The sequence below is a fragment of the Litorivita pollutaquae genome, from assembly GCF_003205515.1.
Taxonomy (GTDB): domain Bacteria; phylum Pseudomonadota; class Alphaproteobacteria; order Rhodobacterales; family Rhodobacteraceae; genus Litorivita; species Litorivita pollutaquae.
The window spans coordinates 352,720-373,099 of record NZ_KZ826483.1 but is presented as its reverse complement, the minus strand read 5'-3'; the positions used below and the strand labels follow the sequence as shown (position 1 = coordinate 373,099).

The following is a 20,380-nucleotide window of genomic DNA, read 5'->3' as shown; positions in this document are numbered from 1 at the left end:
GGAGGGACTAACATGCTTAACTTTATCAAAAACTTCCGCGCAGACGAAGACGGTGCCGTGACTGTTGACTGGGTTGTTCTGACCGCCGCCGTTGTTGGCTTGGCTGTTGCAGCTTACTCGTCGATCAAAACCGGCGCGTCCGACATGACCGCAGCGACCAACACATACATGGCGGCGCAAACTCCGGGCAGCTTCTAAGTTGACCTGATGGCTCCACACCGGGGCCGCGCGATGACAAAGCGGGCCGTGTCCTTCGCGGACACGGCCCCTTTTTTTTTGTCGCATAACGCGGGCCAAACATGGCCCGATGCCCTCATAGGCAGCCCAAAGAGTAACACCGAGGTCCTTTATGAGAATTCGTTTTTCCCGTTTCTACAAGCGTGAAGATGGCGCAGTCACCGTCGACTGGGTTGTTCTGACTGCTGCCGTTGTCGGCCTGATGGCTGGCGGGTATTATATGATGCGTCAGGGCGCGACCGATCTGGCCGACGGCACGACGACATTCATGCAAAGCTGGACCTTCTGATCTAGCGTAGTCGCGAACGGCAAGCGCCGCCTCCGGCCCTTTCCACTTCTTCCAAAGGCCCCGCCAGACGGGAGGCGCAGAACGCGCCGCTTAAGCCGGCGCCTGATGGTCCATTATGTTTTTTGTGTTCCCCCTCCCTCGTGGTCCCACGACGGGGGTTTTTTAATGCGCAGCGCCTGGGACCGACCTAAGTCACGCCGCATGGGATCTGTGGGTCAATCCGGCCCAAACCTCCCTATTGCCTACCAAATCATCAACAATTCACACGCCCTCCCAGATTTGGCCACATTTGGCATGTAATTTCCCCTAGAGCAGCGGCCAACGGGCCGTTCTGTGCGTTTGAGCCCAAAGCGCCGCAACGCACAGGAAACACACGAAAGGGAAATCACATGCGTATGGTCTTTGGACTGGTGCTGATCGTCGGCCTCGGATTGGCCGGATTTGCCACCTATATGGTCAAAAACTACATCACCGCCTATCAAACCGCCCTCGCCCAAGAGCGCGCGATGAATGCCTCCGCCGCCACGATGATCGACATCTATGTCGCCGACAAACAATTGAAATATGGCGATGTCATCACCGAAGAAGACCTGCGGGTGGTGAAATTTCCCGAAGATGCAATGCCCGAAGGGACATTCACCAGCAAAGCGGCTTTCTTCCCCAAAGGTGAAAACGTGCTGCGCACCGCGTTGCGCACCATCGAGAAAAACGAAGCTATGATGGAGGTCAAAGTCACCGCACCGGGCGAAAGTGCCGGTCTGACCTCGCAATTGGAACGCGGCAAACGCGCCTTTGCGATCAAGGTCGATGTGGCCTCCGGCGTGTCAGGTTTCTTGCGCCCGGGCGACCGTGTTGATGTCTATTGGACCGGCGCCATCGAAACCGGCGCCCGCAACGGCGATCGTGGCGATGTCACCAAATTGATCGAAACTGGCGTCAAACTGATCGCTGTTGACCAAGACAGCAGCGGCGAATCCTCTGAAACCATGATCGCCCGCACCGTCACCGTGGCCGCCACCCCGCAACAGGTCGCGGCCTTGGCACAAGCGCAATCCTCCGGGCGTCTGTCGTTGTCCTTGGTAGGCAATGAAGATGACACCGTAGCCGAAGCCATCGAGGTTGACCAACGCTCCTTGCTCGGCATCGAAGCCGCCCCCGTGGTCGCCGAAGTGGCAGAAGAAAAAATCTGCACCACCCGCATCCGCCGCGGCGCAGAGGTTGTCGAAATGCCGATCGCCTGTACAAACTAAACTGTTAAAAACATGTCCCTTTCCCTTTCGGGACACGGCGGGCGCTCCGGCAACGGGGCGCCTGTTTGCGTTGAACTGCACCGCATGTGCCCGACAATGATTTTCGCCCTGTTGCCACATATCCACATAAACGCTGGCCGCGAAGTCATTGATTCTTGCAATAAAAGCGAAGTTAACGCATGGTAGCGACAAAATCCGGGCGCAAAGACCCGAAATTGAGGCGTGATCAGAAAGGCAGGTCACATGTATAAGAGCAGTTTCTTGAAAGCGGCCCTCTTGGGCCTGACGTTGAGTATTGGTGTCGCCGCTCCTATGGCCGAAGCTAAAAACCTCCACGTTGTACAACGCGGCATGTCCTCTACTTTGGAGGTGCCGATGAACCGCGCAGTGGTCGTCGAAAGCGATGTCCCCTTCGCCGAACTCAGCATCGCCAACCCCGCGATTGCAGATATTTCCTCCCTGTCGGATCGGTCGATCTATGTATTGGGGAAATCCCCGGGCTTGACCACATTGACGATTTTGGATGGCAACGGACAGTTGATCACCAATGTCGATGTACGGGTCGCCGCCGATATCAGTGAATTCAAAGAACGCCTGCGGCAAATCCTGCCCGGCGAAAAGATCGAAGTGCGCACCGCCAATGACGGCATCGTTTTGTCCGGCACTGTGTCCTCTGCGGCGCGGCTGCAACGGGCGATGGATCTGGCCGAACGCTACGCCCCCGAACGGGTGTCGAATTTGATGAGCGTCGGCGGCGTCCAGCAGGTCATGCTCAAAGTCCGGTTTGCCGAAATGCAGCGGAACGTGTCCAAATCGCTCAGCTCCTCTTTGGCGCTGAACGGGTCGATTTTCGGCGGCGATGTCGGCGTCAATGGCGGGAACGGCACCAACAACAACTCTGGCGCGCTCGGCACCTCTTTGGGTGGCTCCATTCCGGCCACCAACGAAAACAACGGCGCGATGCTGTTCGGCTTTGACGCTGGCGCGGTCGAGGTCGGCATTCTTCTGGAAGCCCTGGAAACCAAGGGCGTCGTGCGCACCTTGGCCGAACCCAATCTGACCGCCCTCTCCGGCCAGGAAGCCAAATTTCTCGCAGGCGGCGAATATCCGGTGCCCGTGGCACAAGACAACGGCGCGATCACCGTGGAATTCAAACCCTTCGGTGTGGCGCTCAACTTTATCCCGCGCGTGGTTGATGCCGATTTGATCAACCTCGAAATGAACGCCTCTGTTTCGGCGATCGACCCGAATAACGGGTTTGAAATCAACGCCTTCAAGATCGACGCCTTCACCCGCCGCGAAACCTCGACCACTGTCGAGATGCGCGATGGCGAAAGCTTTGCCATTGCGGGTTTGCTGCAAGATGACTTCTTGGACGTGAACGGTCAGATCCCTTGGCTTGGCGATGTGCCGGTTTTGGGCGCATTGTTCCGCTCGGCCAACTATCAACGCGAGCAAACCGAGCTGGTGATCATCGTAACCGCACATCTTGTGACCCCGAAACGCGGCGAGGCCTTTGCACTGCCGACAGATCGGGTTAAACCTCCCTCCGAGGAAGACTTGTTCCTCTTTGGCAAAGTTGCCAACAGCCGCACCCCGACACGTGGCGCTGCGGGAGAGGTTGCCAATCAGGACTTCAGCGGGTCTTATGGGTATGTGATGGATTGATGTAATGCGTGGGCACATGAAAAAAATTCTGGCAACAACGGGCCTTGCGGCTCTCGCCGCCTGCGGGCAAGGCTCCTATGTAAGCAACAGCTCTTACGGTGAGGCCGGCTTCATTTCCACCGCCGGCCCGTTTGGCAATGCGACCATGAACAACACGATGATCATGTCCGGCGAACGCAGCTACACCTATGAGCTGGCGTCGCGGTTTGCCGCAGAAGTGCTGACCAACGTCAATTTTGCCTTCAACTCGGCACAACTGGATGCGGGCGCGCGGGACACATTGCGCGAACAAGCCCGTTGGATCCGGCAATTTCCCGAAGCACGGTTCCGCGTCTATGGCCATACGGATGCGGTCGGATCGGACAGATACAACAAATCGCTTGGCATGCGCCGGGCCAATGCCGTGGTCGCCTATCTGACCAGCCAAGGCATCTCGCGCAGCCGTCTGGAAGCCGTGGCCTCCTTTGGTGAAACCCAACCCATCATTGTCACCGAAGGGCGCGAACGCCGCAACCGCCGCACGGTTACCGAAGTGTCCGGTTTTGTGGAAGACCACCCCTCGGTGATCGATGGTAAATATGCCGCCATCGTCTACCGGGAATATGTCAATTCGGCCGTACCTCGCTCCGGTCTAACAGGTATTTCAGGCGACTCGTTCAAAACCGATTGATCCCGGCGCCAGACAAAAACAGATCTCAAAACCGCCAAGGCCACGCCTCTGGCGGTTTTTCTTTGCGCGCCATCGCGCAGGTGTCCGCACGGCTTTGCGCTCGGGTCACATACGCCAATGGGGCCGCCTGACTGGCTTTGCACTGGGCCACTGCCTTGTGAAGGCGAAAGCGTGAAAACCCCAAAAATCCACAATTATCGTTAACAATCAAAACATTAAATCAAATTGGCGTTCCGCCTTCTGTTTCCAAATCCCATCAACTCTGTATCAAGAAACCAAACAAAGGCAGCATTCTGGCCCAAATGTTGCCCAGATTGGCGGCAATTCTAACGCCAATGGGAGTAGTGCGTCCGAGACGAGTCGGACGCGGGCACCCGCAGGACGGTGACGCATGGCGAGGATCGAGCCCCCGGCAGCGCCGCATAAGAAACCTGTTACGCCCGATTTACAAAAGGACCGAGGCCATGACCAGTACAGCAACATTACAACCGGACCCCAATCCGCTGAGAGCCTGCACAATCAGCCGTGATGTGCAAAACTTCGATCTACTGATCGAGGATATGGAGGCCGCTCTGGGCGAAAGCTGGGGCGATTTGGGCTTTAGCGAGGCATTGACCTTTTTCAGTCAGCCCGAGGCCGCCGATTTGGAATTTGTTGCCATCGCCATTGATGAAAGCGATGATGACAAATTGGTCATGCTGGGCGAAATCATCGTTGCCGCCGGCGCCCATAATATCAAAGTCATCCTTATTGCCGAGGATGTCAGCCCCGCCGCCTTGCACCAGTTGTTGCGCCAAGGGGCCGATGAATTTGTCCCCTACCCGTTGCCCGAGGGCGAATTGTCCGCTGCGATTGAGCGCCTGCAAGCCCCGCCCCCCGCACCAGCCGAGCCGCCGCGCAGAAAAGCCAAGACCGAAACCGAAGCCGGATCCCATGACGGCGTCATCCTTGCCGTGCACGGATTGTCCGGTGGCACCGGCGCGACCACATTGGCGGTGAACCTCGCCTGGGAATTGGCCATGTTGGACAAGAACAATCCGCCAAAGGTCTGCTTGATTGATTTCGACCTGCAATTCGGCGCGGTGTCGACCTATCTCGATCTGCCGTGCCGCGAGGTTGTCTATGAAATGCTTTCGGACACTGAGACAATGGATTCGGATGTGTTCAATTCCGCGTTGATATCTTTCGAGGACCGGCTTCAGGTGCTGACCGCCCCCTCGGATATGTTGCCATTGGATCTGATCACCTCCGAGGATGTCAACCGCGTGTTGGAAACCGCACGGCAGAACTTCGACTATGTGATTGTCGATATGCCTAAAACCTTGGTGCAATGGACCGAGGCGGTGCTCAACGCCGCACATATCTATTTCTGCACCACGGAATTGGACATGCGATCGGCACAAAACACCTTGCGTTTCAAACGTGCTTTGATGGCCGAAGATCTGCCGGTCGAGCGCCTGCGTTTTTGCCTTAACCGCGCACCGAAATTCACCGATCTGAACGGCAAGGCCCGCGTCAAACGCATGGCCGAAAGCCTTGAGGTCAGCTTTGAATTGCAACTGCCCGATGGCGGCAAACCGGTGGCCCAAGGGGCCGATCACGGTCTGCCTCTGGCCAGTTCGACGCCGAAAAATCCGCTGCGCAAAGAAATCGCCAAATTGGCACAGTCACTGCACGAGCTTGGTCAAACCGAAGCCGCCGCAGCGTAAGTAGAAAAGAGATTACCAGATGTTCTCGCGTTACAAAAAAGATGGCACTTCCAGCCCGGCGGCCAAACCTGTCGCCGCAGCAGCCGCGCCGAAAACCGCGCCGGTGGCGCAAGCCGCATCGATGCGCAAACCTATGCCCGTTGACGCCCGGGTGGCTCCTGCGGACAAAGAGCTTAAACGCAAGGAACGCATGGGCGAGGTCAAGTTGGAGCTTCACCGCGAGCTTCTCGACAATCTCAACCTTGCGGCGCTCGACAAGGCCACGGAAAACGATCTGCGGGCCGAGATCAACGCAATCACGGCCGAGTATCTTGATACGCAAACCATCGTTTTGAACCGCGATGAGCGCACCCAGCTGACCAAAGAACTCTATGACGAAGTGCGCGGCCTTGGGCCGCTCGAAACATTGCTGCAAGACGACACCGTCAACGATATTCTCGTCAATGGCCCGCAACAGATTTTCGTCGAACGCGCCGGTAAGCTCGAACTCACCGATGTGACCTTCAAGGACGAAAAACACCTTTTGCGGATCATCGACAAAATCGTTTCCGCTGTGGGTCGCCGTGTCGATGAAAGCAACCCCTACGTCGATGCGCGTTTGCAAGACGGCTCGCGCTTCAACGCCATGGTGCCGCCGGTGGCCGTGGATGGCTCGCTCGTCTCGATCCGGAAATTCAAAAAGGACAAGCTCCAGATCGACGATCTGGTGAAATTCGGGGCCTTTACCGAAGAAATGGCCGCCTATTTACAAGCCGCCGTCGCCACGCGCCTCAATGTGATCGTCTCGGGCGGGACAGGGTCGGGGAAAACCACGACGCTCAACGCGCTGTCCTCCTTCATCGACAATGCCGAACGCATCCTGACCATCGAAGACACCGCCGAACTTCAACTGCAACAGATCCACGTCGGCCGGATGGAATCGCGTCCGCCGAACGTCGAAGGCAAAGGCGAAGTTTCCCCGCGCGATTGTTTGAAAAACGCCCTACGGATGCGCCCGGACCGGATCATCGTCGGGGAAACCCGTGGCGAAGAAGTCATCGACATGCTCCAGGCCATGAACACCGGCCACGACGGATCGATGACGACAATCCACGCCAACAACCCACGCGACGGTATTTCGCGCCTTGAGAACATGATCGCCATGGCCGGTATGGAAATGCCGCTCAAAGCTGTGCGCAGCCAGATTTCTTCGGCTGTGAACCTGATTGTGCAGGCCTCGCGTCTGCAAGACGGTTCGCGCCGCATGACTTCGATCACCGAAATCACCGGCATGGAGGGCGATGTGATTTCCATGCAGGAAATTTTTCGCTTCCAACGTGTTGGCCTGACGCCTGACAATAAAATCATCGGTCACTTCACCGCAACCGGCGTGCGTTCGCACTTCTCCGAACGCTTCCGGATGTGGGGATACGATCTGCCCCCTGCCATCTTCGAACCCGTTGCGGAGTAATCAAAATGGTCATCAGCTCAGCCCCCATTATTTACGCGCTCATCTTTTTGGGCGTGTTGGCGCTCGTGGAAGGCATCTACCTGACGGTGTTTGGCAAATCGATCAGCCTCAACAACCGCGTCAACCGCCGCCTCGAGATGATCGAGAAAGGCAACCGCCGCGAAGAGGTCATGGCCAAGCTTCGCAAAGAGATGAACCAACACGGCAAAAGCCGCACCATCCCGCTTTATTCTCTGCTCGCGGATAAGGCGCAAAAGGCGGCCATTGCCTTCACCCCGAAGCAATTGATGATGGTGATGGCCGGCCTGTCTGGTGTGGCGTTTATCGGCATGACGGTTGGCACCGAAACCTCGGCGCCGGTTCGCGCTTTGGTCAGCGTCGGCATGGGCGTTGGCGGGGTGTATATGTGGGTCTCGATGAAGGCCAACAAACGCATCTCGATGATCGAGGAGCAATTGCCCGATGCGGTTGAGCTTATGGTGCGGTCTTTGCGCGTGGGGCACCCGTTTTCCTCGGCAATCTCGATTGTTGCCAAAGAGGTCGGCGATCCTCTGGCCTCAGAATTCGGTTTCATCGCTGACGAAGCCGCCTATGGCCGCGACATGGGCGAAGCGCTCAAGGATATGGCCGAGCGCATCGACATGCAGGATTTGCGCTTCCTCGCCGTGGCCGTGACCATTCAACAGCAATCGGGGGGTAACCTCGCCGAAATTCTCGCAGGTCTGGCCAAGGTGATCCGCGCCCGCTTCCGGCTGTTCCGCCGGGTCAAGGCGATCACCGCCGAGGCAAAATGGTCGGGAAAATTCCTCTCGGCCTTCCCGATTGTGGCCTTGATCGCAATCAACATTCTCGATCCGAATTACTATGATGATGTCAAAGACCACGCCCTGTTTATTCCGGCTTGTCTTGCGGTGGGCGGCTTCTTGGCCACCAATCTCTTCGTCATGCGCATGCTCGTGAACATCAAGGTTTAAGGGGGACGACCAATGAATATTCTCGCGCCAATCCAAGAGCTTCTCGTGGCCCAATTCGGTGAATTCGGCCCGTTGTTGGCGGTCGGTTTTCTCGGCCTTGTCATGATCATCGTCACCCTGCCGGTGATGTTGAACAAGAAGGCTGATCCGCTGGACCGATTGAAAGCCAGCCGGACGCTGAGCAAATCAGCCAAGGACAACGACCGCCTGCGCACCGACACGCGCAACCAGAAACTCGATCGCTACGCCTCGTTCCTCGAACCCAGTTCAGAAGAGGAGTATTCCGCGGCGCGGCTCAAATTGATCCGTGCCGGATACCGGACCAAGGACGCCGTGCGCTATTTCCACTTTGCGCAATTCGCCTTGGGTCTGGGCTTTCTGGCGGCCGGTGTGATTTACTACATCGTCAATCTGTCAGGCGGCGAAACCAGCACGCAAAAAATGGCGATGTATATCCTTGGCCCCGGCGGCGTCGGCTATATGCTCCCGAAATATTGGGTCACCAAACGGGTGCAGACCCGTCAGGAAGAAATCACCAACGGGTTTCCCGATGCGCTTGATATGATGCTGGTCTGCGTTGAGGCCGGGCAATCGTTGGATCAATCGATCAACCGCGTGGCGGGCGAATTGCGCGCCTCCTATCCTGCGCTGTCCGAAGAGTTCCAGATCGTCGCCCATGAAATGAAAGCCGGCAAAGACAAGGTCAATGTTCTGGGGGATATGTCCGAGCGCTGCGGGGTTCAGGACGTCGCCTCCTTTGTCACTGTTCTGGTGCAATCGGCGACCTTCGGCACCTCGATTTCCGATGCTTTGCGGGTTTATGCGGGGGAAATGCGCGACAAACGCGTGATGCGCGCCGAAGAGGCCGCAAACAAGTTGCCTACCAAGATGACACTTGCCACAATGATGTTCACCGTGCCGCCGCTTTTGATCATTCTGGTCGGGCCGTCGGTGCAAGGGATCACTCAGATGGGCAACATGGGGGGCCTGCATTAAATGCACCTTTCCCGAGCCGCGCGAACAACTGCGCTGCTTTTCATACTGCTACCCGCTCTGGCCGCTTGCTCCGCAGGCGGCCTCGGCGCGTCTCGCGGCCCCTTTGCCCCCGGTTTGGCCGATGCGGAACCGGTGGACGGATTGCTCGTCGGGCACCGCCTCATGGAGGCGGGCGAATATGAACTGGCGCTCGATGCCTTTACCCGCGCTGCCGCGCGCGAGGGTTTGACCGTTGACACGCTTTCGGCGCTTGGCACTGCGAACCTTGGACTGGGTCGCATGGGGCAATCCGAAAGCCTGCTGCGCCGCGCCATCAAAACCGACGAAGCCGGCCCCGAAGTGTGGAACAACCTTGGCGTTGTGCTGATGGAGCGCGGCAAACTTCCCGAGGCCGCCAAGATGTTTGAGCGGGCCTATGCGTTGGATAATGGCCAAAGTGACTCAATTCGCGATAATTTACGCTTGGCTCTCGCAAAATCGGAAATTTCGTCCTATGATGAGGTCCAAGAACAAGACTACAAACTGGTCCGGCGCGGGAGCAATACCTACCTGATCCGAACAATCCAGTGATATCGAGGCGAAGGCAGTAAAAGGACGCAGAAAAATGCGCCAATCTATCTTTCTTACCCTGTGCCTGTCCGGCACGGTTGCACTGAGCGGCTGTCAAAAGGCAGGCGAAAAAGAAGTTTCCCGGGCTTTTCAAGCGGTTAACGTCATCGACGAAAGCAACATGAGCGACATCATGTTGACCGTTGCGGACCCCAATGAGGCGGTGGTTTATTTCCGCCGCACCCTTGGCGAGAACCCCGGACGCATTGATTTGCAACGTGGCTTGGCCACCTCGCTGATCCGCGCCAAACGCATGGATGAGGCCGCCAAAGCATGGGCCGAAGTTGTCGCCAACACAGACAGCACCCCCGATGATAAGGTCGATTTGGCCGATTCATTGATCCGTTCAGGCGACTGGAAGAGCGCAAAAGCCACACTCGACACCATCCCGCCGACAGTCGAGACCTTCAAACGTTACCGTTTGGAAGCCATGGTCGCGGACAGCAACAAGGATTGGAAAAAGGCCGACAGTTTCTATGAAACCGCCGTAGGCCTGACCACCCGTCCGGCAGGTGTGATGAACAACTGGGGCTATTCCAAATTGAGCCGCGGTGATTTTGCCGGCGCCGAGCGGTTGTTTTCCGAAGCAATCAATCAAGATGACACGCTCTTCACCGCAAAAAACAACATAATCCTCGCCCGCGGGGCACAGCGCAATTACAACCTGCCTGTGATCCCGATGAACCAGATCGAGCGCGCGCAACTTCTGCACACGCTGGGCCTGTCGGCGATCAAACAGGGCGATGTCGAGACCGGCAAAGGCTTGCTACGCGAAGCCATCGACACCCACCCGCAGCATTTCGAATCCGCCGTGCGCAGCCTGCGCGCGCTGGAAAAGACGACCTAAGCCGCGCTCATGGCGATCAGTATTGATTTGAGCCTTGCCATCACGACCGCCGAGGCGGCGCTTTTCGCGCCCTTCGTCCTGCCGGTCTGCGCATGGGCCGCCTATAGCGATTTGAGCCGGATGAAGATCCCGAATAAATCGGTCTTGGTTCTGGCGTTGATCTTTGTCGTGCTCGGCCTGTTTGTATTGCCGCTGCCGGACTTCGGCCTGCGGTTGGTGCAACTCGTGGTGGTCTTGATCATCGGGATCGGCGCCAACGCGCTTGGTCTTTTGGGGGCGGGCGATGCAAAATTCGCCGCCGCCGCCGCGCCTTTCATTGCATTCGATGATCTCAATCAACTTTTGTGGCTGTTCATGGCCAATGTCGCCGCAGGCATCGCCACGCATCGCGGCGTCAAATACACCGCCCTGTCGCGATTGGCTCCCGACTGGGAAAGCTGGCAACGCCACGGAAAATTCCCCATGGGCCTATGCCTTGGCGGCACCTTGGCGATCTACCTCATTTTGGGAATTTATTACGGCACATAATAGACTTACACGCCGTTATTGAAATTCCGCACGGTGTTTCCAAAGGCATTTTCCCCTTGCCGCGCCCGCTTTGAAAACGTCCCCTCCCTGCCGTCATTGCACCCCCATCCTGCCCTTATTCGGCCACGCTTTCGCGCTCTAATCCTTGCCAAGAGCCCTCTGTCAGGGGGCCGATTCCTGTGGCCGAGCAGGCCGGAGACGGCAAAGACGAAACGGAGCGACCCGATGAACATGCAAGTGACCCCGCCCAGCGGCGTGCAACCGCCCCCTCCCCCAAAAACCTTGGGCGAGATGCAGCTCCCTATCGTGATGATGCGGGACATCCTGCTCAAGACCCTGTTTCGCAAGAACACCAACCATGCCTCCGATCTGGCCGAGGCGATTTGCCTGCCTTTGCAAGTGACGCAAGAATTGATCGACATGGCGCGCGAACAACGTCTGCTCGAAGCCACGGGCACCTTGAATGCCACGAGCAGCTCGAACGAGATGGGGTATCAATTGACCGAGGCGGGCAAAGCGCGCGCTTTGGATGCTTTGGCGCAATCGGAATATTTCGGCGCAATGCCGGTGCCGCTTGATGTGTATCGAGAGCAAATCAAACGCCAATCCATCCGAAATTTGCAAATCACCCGCGAACAATTGACCAATGCGATGGGGCATCTGATCTTGCCGCCGGCGCTGCTCGACCATCTCGGCCCTGCGGTTTCCGCAGGCCGGTCGATCCTGATGTATGGCCCTCCGGGCAACGGGAAGTCCTCAATTTCCAATGGCATCCGCGATGCGATGGGCGACAAGATCTATGTCCCCCGCGCCATTGAATATGCCGGTCAGGTGATCACCGTCTATGACCCCATCGTGCACAGCGCCGCCGAGGTCGAGGTCGATGATCCCAATTCCCTACGCCGCAAGCGGACCTTTGATACACGCTATGTGCGCTGCGAACGCCCGACCGTGATCACCGGCGGTGAATTGTCTCTGTCGATGCTTGATCTGGTTTACAATCCCACCGCGCGCACCTACCAGGCGCCACTGCAATTGAAAGCCACCGGCGGTATTTTCATCGTCGATGACCTTGGCCGTCAGGCAGAATCGCCGCAGGCTTTGGTCAACCGCTGGATCGTGCCGCTTGAAGAAAACAAGGATATTCTTGCGCTGCAGTCGGGCGAGAAATTCGAAGTCCCTTTCGACACGCTGGTGATTTTCTCGACCAACTTCCACCCGAACGAGATTTTCGATACTGCCGCCCTGCGCCGGATTTTCTTTAAAATCAAAATCGACGGACCAGAACAAGAAGGTTTTCTCAAGATTTTCGCCATGGTCGCGCGCAAACGTAATGTACCCTTGGACGAGGCCACCCTCATCCATTTGCTGCAGAATAAATACCCCACCATCGGCAACGTCTATGCGAATTATCAACCGATTTTCTTGATCGATCAGATGCGCGCCATCTGTGAATTCGAGGGCATCCCCTATCAAATGACCCCCGATCTTATTGATCGCGCTTGGGCCAATATGTTCGTCAAAGACGAGGTCATCATCAAATAACCCGCCATTTATCCCCACTACACATGGGCGCTGCCAGCCCCGATTAATAAAGTTTTAGGAGAATACCAGTGAAATCATTTATGACCCTTTCTCTCGCTGCCACGCTTGGCTTTGCCACCAGCGCCGCAAATGCCGCTGTCGTTACCTATACCGATCGCGCCGCATTTGAGGCCGCGTTGGCCGGAGAGACCACCGACACATTGAGCACATTGTCGCAAGGATACTCAACCAGCCTTGATCGCGGTGATTACACGCTGTCCGGCGATGCCTATGGCTGCGTCACTGGCGGCTGTTATGATAACAGCGCCGACGGGTTCGATTATCCGGGATATCTGTGGACCTATCGCGGCGGGCAGACCTTTAGCTTTGACACCGCCGTCATCGGCTTCGGGTTCGATTACGGCCAACCCGGGCCATATTCCGGCACAAAACTGCGCCTTGGCGGGAAGCGTGCCGGCGCCGAGCAGGGCTTTTTCGGCGTGATCTTTGACGAGGTCCAAACCGAGATCGACATGCGCATCACCGGTGGTTCGCGCCCCTACCTGTTGGTGGATAATATCACCTATGCCAGCGAAATTTACGCCCCCGTGCCGCTCCCTGCCTCGCTGCCGTTGTTGGCTGCAGGGCTGGGTTTGCTGGGCTGGTCCGCACGCCGCAAGCACTGCGGATAATCCAACCCGCCGCCCGCCCCTCCGTTCTTTGGTCATAGGAGCCTTGTGAATGTCGGATCTGTCCCACTTTTCTTTTCGCACCTGCCGCGCCATCGTTCCAGCGGTGCCAAAAGGAGTGGGCGACGCGCAACAAGACAAAGCGACCACCAAGTTTCTTCCAAACGGCAGCGGGTCGGCGCATGCGCCCGTCGATACATCACGATCAGAAGCCAACCGCCCGCCGAACGGTCCGGCGCGATCTCGCCCCGAAGATTTCCCCACATGCTACCGGCGGCATACCCTGTTTCAAGCAGAGTATAGACACGCTGATCCCCGTGGTACGCGCGCAGGGGCAGACGAAAGCACGCTGCTTTGGACCGCAAAATTGCTTGGTCGCCCCGAACCGGTCCTGCCGGTGCGTCGCCGCGACGCGGAGCCTGCTGATCGCCGCCGCGCTCCCCGTGAGGATCCCGAATTCTATTACACATATCGCCGCGCCCATATCGGGACCACACACCGTCGCGCAGCAGCAACGCCTATCATGTATAGTCGGTGGCGCTGAGAGGGATAGCAGTGGAATCCTGCAACGGGCGCGGTTTATCCTTTGGACGGGCGGCACCCTGCTGACTGCCTCACAACCTCACCAGTCACACAGACCGCATGCGCGGCCCGACATCCCCCGCCCGAAATGCCGAGACTATCCGATCATCCGCTCGGGGGGTGAAACACGCCAAACACCAGCAACGCCCGGCCTCACAATACCCCAGCGGCTTCCAGATCTGGGCGGAATTTCCGGCTGACCGGCACATCGTCTCCGTTGCTCATCCGCAGATAGGTTTTGCCATCGATCCGCTGCACGCTGTCGATCTCCTCGGCTGCGACCCAATGCGACCGATGGGTGCAATAGCCATGGACCGGCTCCATCTCTTTGACTGCATCCGCCAACCGCATCCGCAGCCGTTCGTGGCCCGTGTGGCCGATCACATCGACAAAATGATCCTCAACCGTCAAACGAACGATCCCGCCCAAATCACTGCCCTGCGGCAAACGTTCGGCCAGTCGCGGCAAATGCGGCGGCGCAGCAGGGACAGAGAAATGCACCTTTTCTGGGGCATTCGGCGGGGCATCCTCCGCAAGGGAAAGCCCGACGCCCCCCGCTTCGTTGTCTTGAAAGCTGCGACTTTCATGCAGCCGGCGCATGACCGTCACCGCGATGCTGATCACCGCCACATAAATCAACAGCATCCGCATATCCATTAGATGCGGAGCCGTGTCAGGAAATAATGTGTGATTAAAAACGATCAATGCGGGAGCAAAAATTACCATATTTCCAGTAATTCCGGCGACATCCCGTAATGTGCGGCGCTCGTGACCAAACAGCTGACCGGCCAACACGCGCACCGCTGTGGCAATCACGATCGATACGCCAATAACCGTGAACCAATAAATGGCGCGGCGCGGCGCGCTCATCATGAAAAACGTGCCAAACGGCCCCGTCACCGCCGCCAGAAATGATAGGCTTAGCCAACTCGCAAGCGCCAAACGGGATGTCAGACGGTTTAGCAAGTCGTCCCAAAAAAACTTCATCGAAACGGTACCTTACCCAAAGGCCTTAAGAAATATTCACGTTCATTAATCTGCACGTGACGCTAAGTAGATACAACCCGAGAGATTCATATTTTTCCCTCGTTTCCCCGGTGACGCAACGGTAATCATACGGCTATAATCGGCCAATCCGCCCTACAAGGAGACCAATTGCCATGGATATGCCCACCCCTATCAGCACCGCCAAACGCGCCCAGATTGAACAAAGCTTTGCCGCGCAAACGATGATGACCACGATGCAAGCGCAGATCAATGAGCTGGCGCAGGGGCATTGCGTTTTACAGTGCCCCATCGTTGAAAGCCTGCGCCAACAACATGGCTTTGGCCACGCGGCGTTGACCTTTGCCTTGGGGGATGTGGCGGCGGGCTATGCTTGCCTCAGCATGATAGAGGATGGCATGGAGGTGCTGACCGCCGAAATGAAGATCAATTTGCTCTCGCCCTGTACCGGTGGGCCGCTGCGCGCGGTCGGAAAGGTCGTCAAAGCCGGTCGCCGTTTGATGATCACGCAAGCCGAAGTCTTCGCGCATCAGGATGGCAAAGAGGTCTTGATCGCCCTATTGCAAGGCACAATGGTGCCGGTTCCCGGTGACTAACCTACCGATCGCCACATGCCACCAATCCCCATGCACGTGCCCCGCGCGCTCGTGGCCGCAATCGTTCGGGCTCACCACCCCTGACGATAAATCCTGTGGCAATCTTTATGGACTCTACGGCTGACCGGGACATCAAATCTGCCACGCTCCTCAAAGCATCGTGCCCCCCGTCGCCCCAGCGCGGCGGTGGCAGGCGATTGCGGGTGTGTACCGCCAAAATGAGCGCACACTCACCCCGCGCCCACCGGCGGGCAATACGCCTGCCGCGTTGTCCCCTCGGCCCTTGCGCCGCGCGTCGCAGCGTCAGGCCGAAAGGCAGCGGGCGGACGCTGTTTAGACCGACAATCCCTCGGGTTCGGCCAACCCATTGCTGCGACAGCAGGCGGTGACGGTATTGGCCAAAAGGCAGGCAATCGTCATCGGACCAACCCCGCCGGGCACCGGCGAGATCGCTCCGGCAACCTGTGCGGCGCTGTCGTAATCCACATCTCCGACAAGCCGGTTTTTTCCGGCCCCGCGTTCGGGTGCCGGAATGCGGTTGATACCCACATCGATCACCGTCGCACCGGGTTTGAGCCAACTGCCCTTTACCATTTGCGGCCGCCCCACCGCCGCCACAACGATATCCGCCCCGCGCACCACCTCTTCAAGGTTCGCCGTGCGGCTATGGGCGATGGTCACGGTGCAGCTGTCGCGCAGCAGCAATTGCGCCACCGGCTTACCGACAAGGTTCGAGCGCCCGATCACCACCGCCGATTTTCCGGACAGCGACCCCAAGTGATCGCGCAACAACATCAAACATCCAAGCGGCGTGCAGGACACCATCGCCTTTTGCCCGCTGGCCAACAGACCTGCATTGACCACGCTCAGCCCGTCCACATCCTTGGCCGGATCAATGCGCGCCACGATCTCTGTCTCGCTTAAATGCTCCGGCACTGGAAATTGGCACAGGATTCCATGCACCGCCGGATCCGCGTTCAGCCGGTCTATCAGCGCATAAAGATCGGCCGCGCTGACATCTGCGGGCAACTTGTGCTCATAGCTGTTCATGCCGACCTCCACGGTTTGCACACCCTTGTTGCGAACATAAACTTGGCTGGCCGGGTCTTCACCGACCAGAAGCACCGCCAAACCGGGGGTCACCCCATGCACTTCTTTTAGCCACGCCACATGGGTCGCTATGGTTTCGCGCAAGGCGGCAGCGTAGGCTTTGCCATCGATTTTATGTGCGGTTCGGTGGGGGGTGGTGGTCATGAAGGACATCTCCTTGGCAGGCCCCTGCGCAGCGCAAAGGCAAATCGGCAGCAGGATCATCGCAGAGCAGTGCGAGATACGCCGCCCTTTTGCGCCATCACGCGGCGCATATCAACCCGCAAGCCTCCCCTTTCACGCGGCAAACCCATAGCCGTGCAGCAGCCACCCCGCCGACCAATCGCTGCGCAGGTGCAGGCCTACGTGTTTTCATGCGGCGCTAACTGCGCCAGCAGAGAATTATTTTTGCAAAAATGGAACTTTTTACCGCGCGGATACGTTTCTATTTCAACAACGGGCCTGCGATAGGATGCATTGGCCCCGCCCTAAACAAGAAAGGAAACACCATGTCTTCCGCCACCGTCACGATTTTCACCGGCTTTGCCTTGGGCCTTGGTGCATCTGCACTGGTGCTCTTGGTGTAATTGTCTCCCCGTCACCGCGCGGGGGCGCGGCATTTACAGGATTGTCCCGACCCTGACCCGCAAAACACCCTGCCCCGCGCGTTCAACGCCGCAGCCCGCCATCCCTCGGTGCTGCGGCGTTTTTTTGTCTCGCGGCATGGCGTGCGAGAGATGGGTGCCCCCTAAAAATCCGGCGCGAACGGCCGTCCTACCGCGCAACACCTGGACCTGGCTGCGCCCTATGCGGTTCGCGCCCGCGCGGCGGCCAGATGAGGCCAAACCGGTTGGTCGGGGATATGCAAACGTAGCTCATCGCCCAGTCGCAACTGCCCCTCTGCCTCGACCCATGCCGTGACACCGCGCCGCCCCCTGGCCGCCGATTTGAACAATTTTCCCTTACCGGGATAACTAGCCTCGATCTCTTTGGCCGGAAGCATACAGGGACGGTTTTCCATATCAATCACCAAGGTCGCCCCCGACGGCGCCTGTAATCGCGAGGACGGTGGCAACGCCGTCAAGTCCGGCAGCCCCTCAAGGCAGATCGATGCCCCAATCCACGCTGGTTCAAGATGGTCCACCCCCATTGCTGCTGCCGTCGCGGCCAGCTCCTCTGCGGAGACAACGGAAAGCTGCCGCACATTGGCGATCTCGGTATCACGTGGATATTGCGATATGACGCGGCTGCAGGACGGGCGGGTGATCCCGCCATGGGCCTCTCCCTCGATGCCACCAAAGACGAGTTGCGCCTCTTGCAGGGGGGCAGAGGCGAGCCGCGCCTTGCGATCGGTGACACGGCCGATCCATGTCACACGCGCGGTAAAATCAGTGGGCAATAGCGCCGGCATAGATAGCTCCAATATTGAACAATGTGCCAAGGTTAGACCGTCCACCTGCGCAATGCCAATGCCGAAACGTGATTGCCGCCATGCCGGTCGAACATGATCTTGGCGGTATCCGCCGCGCGCGCCGCCAACTGCAGCGCCAGAACGGCAAAACACCCACCATTCGCGCATCGGCCTTCGATACTTCAATTGGACCAGACGCGAAGGCACCGCGCATTACATGGCTCCACCGCGCCCCGATCAAATCCGGCGCAGGGCACAAACGCAAATCCCGGAGCCTATAATAGGCCCCGGGATTAAAATCGTTATGCGCGTGATCAGACGATTAGGCCGGATCTGGCTCCATATCACCTGCAGGCGGCGTCGCCTTGGGTTTGGATTTGGTTTTCGGGATCGCAGTCACCGAGGGCGCACTGCCGTTGTCATCCTCATCCGACCCTTTGTGGGGCGGCTCGCCGCGCACCACGCGTTCGATCTCTTCGCCGGTCAGGGTTTCGTATTCCAACAGGCCCTGCGCCAAACGTTCCCATTCGTCCTTTTTATCGGTCAGAATGCGATAGGCCGTGGCATAGGCCTCGTCGATCATCCGTTTGACCTCATCTTCGATCAGCTCTTTGGTCGCGGCCGAGATCGAGAATCCACCAGCGCCATTGCCGTTATAGCCTTCATGCGCCTGCTCGTAATCGACGTTGCCGACCTTGTCGGACATGCCCCAACGCAACACCATAGCGCGTGCCAGACTGCTGGCTTGTTGGATATCGCCGGCCGGGCCGTTCGACACTTCATCCTCGCCGTATTTGAGGATTTCGGCGGCCTTACCGGCCATCGTCATCGCCAACTTCTGCTCGCATTCCGATTTATGCCAGTTCAAGCGGTCAATCTCGGGCAAGGAAACCACCATGCCCAATGCACCACCGCGCGGAATAATCGTCGCCTTATAAACCGGATCACATTTCGGCAAGGTCAGCCCCACAATCGCATGGCCGGATTCATGATAGGCGGTTTTCTCTTTTTGATCGGCGGTCAACACCATCGAACGGCGTTCGGCGCCCATCATCACCTTGTCTTTGGCGTTTTCGAAATCCACCATCGTGACAAAACGGCGCCCCACGCGCGCGGCCATCAAAGCCGCCTCATTGACGAGGTTGGCCAGATCCGCGCCGGAGAACCCCGGCGATCCGCGCGCAATAAGGCGCAGGTCCACATCCGGCCCAAGCGGCGTTTTGCGCGCATGCACCGAAAGGATTTTCTCGCGACCTTTGATGTCGGGATTCGGCACCGTAACCTGACGGTCAAACCGGCCCGGACGCAACAAAGCCGGGTCCAGAACATCGCGGCGGTTGGTCGCCGCCAAAATGATCACGCCTTCATTGGCCTCAAAGCCGTCCATTTCGACCAGCAATTGGTTGAGCGTTTGTTCACGCTCGTCATTACCGCCGCCATATCCGGCACCGCGATGCCGGCCAACGGCGTCGATCTCGTCAATAAAGACGATGCAAGGCGCGTTTTTCTTTGCTTGTTCAAACATATCGCGCACACGGCTTGCGCCGACACCCACGAACATTTCAACAAAATCCGAACCGGAAATGGTAAAGAAGGGCACGCCCGCCTCGCCGGCAATGGCCCGCGCCAAAAGGGTTTTACCCGTGCCCGGAGGGCCAACAAGCAGCGCGCCTTTGGGGATCGTGCCGCCAAGGCGCGAATATTTCTGCGGGTTGCGCAGAAATTCAACGATCTCTTCCAATTCTTCCTTGGCTTCATCGATGCCCGCGACATCATCAAAGGTCACACGGCCCGATTTCTCGGTCAGCATCTTGGCTTTGGATTTGCCAAACCCCATCGCGCCGCCTTTGCCGCCGCCCTGCATCCGGTTCATGAAATAAATCCACACCCCGATCAGCAAAAGGAACGGCAAGATCGAAAGCAAGAAGGCCTGAAAGGTTGATTGTTCCTGGCTCTTGGCCGTGACGGGCACGTTCTTGGCGAGAAGTTTATCAGCAACATCAGTGCCTTCGGGCACGATGGTGACATAATCACTGCTGTCCGATCCGGTCCATCGCACTTGCTCCCCATCAATCACCGCGCGGGCGACATTACCGCTGTCCACTGCCGTAACAAATTCGGAATAGCCTCTCTCACGGCTCTGCAATGTATTGCCCGACCCGCTGAACAGGTTGAACAGCGCCAAAATCAGCAAGAACAGAACCAACCAAAAGGCGATATTTTTCGCGTTGCCCAACGACACTCTCCTCAGAAATCT

At 57.9% G+C, this 20,380-nt stretch carries 19 protein-coding genes; 15 read left to right on the top strand and 4 right to left on the bottom strand.

Annotation, left to right across the window (positions count from 1 at the left end):
- Positions 1-12 precede the first annotated feature (12 nt).
- The 14 genes from DI396_RS08275 to DI396_RS08210 all read left to right on the top strand — a co-directional run bounded on the left by DI396_RS08275 (position 13) and on the right by DI396_RS08210 (position 13,443).
- Positions 13-198 carry a hypothetical protein gene (locus tag DI396_RS08275; protein ID WP_110795703.1) on the top strand — a complete coding sequence of 62 codons (186 nt, stop codon included), beginning with the start codon at positions 13-15 and terminating at the stop codon, positions 196-198.
- Positions 199-349: 151 nt separating this feature from the next.
- Entirely contained in the window at positions 350-526 is a 177-nt protein-coding gene (locus DI396_RS16610; RefSeq protein WP_204362816.1) for a hypothetical protein, read from the top strand.
- 389 nt (positions 527-915) lie between these two features.
- Entirely contained in the window at positions 916-1,776 is an 861-nt protein-coding gene (gene cpaB, locus DI396_RS08270; RefSeq protein WP_110795702.1) for a Flp pilus assembly protein CpaB, read from the top strand.
- A 243-nt stretch (positions 1,777-2,019) separates the two neighbouring features.
- Complete coding sequence (locus tag DI396_RS08265) at positions 2,020-3,444, top strand: type II and III secretion system protein family protein (RefSeq protein ID WP_110795701.1); 1,425 nt, start codon at positions 2,020-2,022, stop codon at positions 3,442-3,444.
- Positions 3,445-3,460: 16 nt separating this feature from the next.
- Positions 3,461-4,114 carry an OmpA family protein gene (locus DI396_RS08260; protein ID WP_110795700.1) on the top strand — a complete coding sequence of 218 codons (654 nt, stop codon included), beginning with the start codon at positions 3,461-3,463 and terminating at the stop codon, positions 4,112-4,114.
- Positions 4,115-4,578: 464 nt separating this feature from the next.
- A complete protein-coding gene (locus DI396_RS08250) occupies positions 4,579-5,823 on the top strand; it encodes a CpaE/TadZ family protein (RefSeq protein ID WP_110795698.1) in 1,245 nt (414 codons plus the stop codon).
- Between the two features lie 19 nt (positions 5,824-5,842).
- Positions 5,843-7,273: a TadA family conjugal transfer-associated ATPase gene (locus DI396_RS08245; RefSeq protein ID WP_110795697.1), complete on the top strand. Its 1,431-nt coding sequence runs from the start codon at positions 5,843-5,845 to the stop codon at positions 7,271-7,273.
- 5 nt (positions 7,274-7,278) lie between these two features.
- Positions 7,279-8,247, top strand: coding sequence for a type II secretion system F family protein (locus DI396_RS08240; RefSeq protein ID WP_204362815.1), 969 nt, complete (start codon positions 7,279-7,281; stop codon positions 8,245-8,247).
- A gap of 12 nt (positions 8,248-8,259) precedes the next feature.
- Positions 8,260-9,243, top strand: a complete 984-nt coding sequence (locus tag DI396_RS08235; protein WP_110795696.1) for a type II secretion system F family protein — start codon at positions 8,260-8,262, stop codon at positions 9,241-9,243.
- Entirely contained in the window at positions 9,244-9,813 is a 570-nt protein-coding gene (locus tag DI396_RS08230) for a tetratricopeptide repeat protein (RefSeq protein ID WP_110795695.1), read from the top strand.
- A gap of 34 nt (positions 9,814-9,847) precedes the next feature.
- The gene (locus DI396_RS08225; RefSeq protein ID WP_110795694.1) at positions 9,848-10,699 is read left to right on the top strand and encodes a tetratricopeptide repeat protein; all 852 of its coding nucleotides are present in this window, start codon (positions 9,848-9,850) and stop codon (positions 10,697-10,699) included.
- 9 nt (positions 10,700-10,708) lie between these two features.
- On the top strand, positions 10,709-11,227 hold the full coding sequence (locus DI396_RS08220) for a prepilin peptidase (protein ID WP_110795693.1): 519 nt from the start codon (positions 10,709-10,711) through the stop codon (positions 11,225-11,227).
- 225 nt (positions 11,228-11,452) lie between these two features.
- The gene (locus DI396_RS08215) at positions 11,453-12,772 is read left to right on the top strand and encodes an ATPase (RefSeq protein WP_110795692.1); all 1,320 of its coding nucleotides are present in this window, start codon (positions 11,453-11,455) and stop codon (positions 12,770-12,772) included.
- An 80-nt stretch (positions 12,773-12,852) separates the two neighbouring features.
- The gene (locus DI396_RS08210) at positions 12,853-13,443 is read left to right on the top strand and encodes a PEP-CTERM sorting domain-containing protein (protein WP_110795691.1); all 591 of its coding nucleotides are present in this window, start codon (positions 12,853-12,855) and stop codon (positions 13,441-13,443) included.
- Between the two features lie 732 nt (positions 13,444-14,175).
- Here the strand turns inward: DI396_RS08210 and DI396_RS08200 are convergent.
- Positions 14,176-15,009: a LytTR family DNA-binding domain-containing protein gene (locus DI396_RS08200; protein ID WP_110795689.1), complete on the bottom strand. Its 834-nt coding sequence runs from the start codon at positions 15,007-15,009 to the stop codon at positions 14,176-14,178.
- Positions 15,010-15,182: 173 nt separating this feature from the next.
- On the opposite strand from DI396_RS08200, the gene DI396_RS08195 reads away from it, so the two are divergent.
- Positions 15,183-15,623 (top strand): PaaI family thioesterase, encoded by a 441-nt coding sequence (locus DI396_RS08195; RefSeq protein ID WP_235851787.1) that lies wholly within the window; start codon positions 15,183-15,185, stop codon positions 15,621-15,623.
- Between the two features lie 333 nt (positions 15,624-15,956).
- On the opposite strand, the gene folD is transcribed toward DI396_RS08195, so the two are convergent.
- The 3 genes from folD to ftsH all read right to left on the bottom strand — a co-directional run bounded on the left by folD (position 15,957) and on the right by ftsH (position 20,359).
- Positions 15,957-16,877 carry a bifunctional methylenetetrahydrofolate dehydrogenase/methenyltetrahydrofolate cyclohydrolase FolD gene (folD, locus tag DI396_RS08190; RefSeq protein WP_110795807.1) on the bottom strand — a complete coding sequence of 307 codons (921 nt, stop codon included), beginning with the start codon at positions 16,875-16,877 and terminating at the stop codon, positions 15,957-15,959.
- A 640-nt stretch (positions 16,878-17,517) separates the two neighbouring features.
- Positions 17,518-18,123 carry an MOSC domain-containing protein gene (locus tag DI396_RS08185; protein ID WP_110795806.1) on the bottom strand — a complete coding sequence of 202 codons (606 nt, stop codon included), beginning with the start codon at positions 18,121-18,123 and terminating at the stop codon, positions 17,518-17,520.
- Positions 18,124-18,445: 322 nt separating this feature from the next.
- Positions 18,446-20,359: an ATP-dependent zinc metalloprotease FtsH gene (gene ftsH, locus DI396_RS08180; protein WP_110795805.1), complete on the bottom strand. Its 1,914-nt coding sequence runs from the start codon at positions 20,357-20,359 to the stop codon at positions 18,446-18,448.
- Positions 20,360-20,380: the final 21 nt, after the last annotated feature.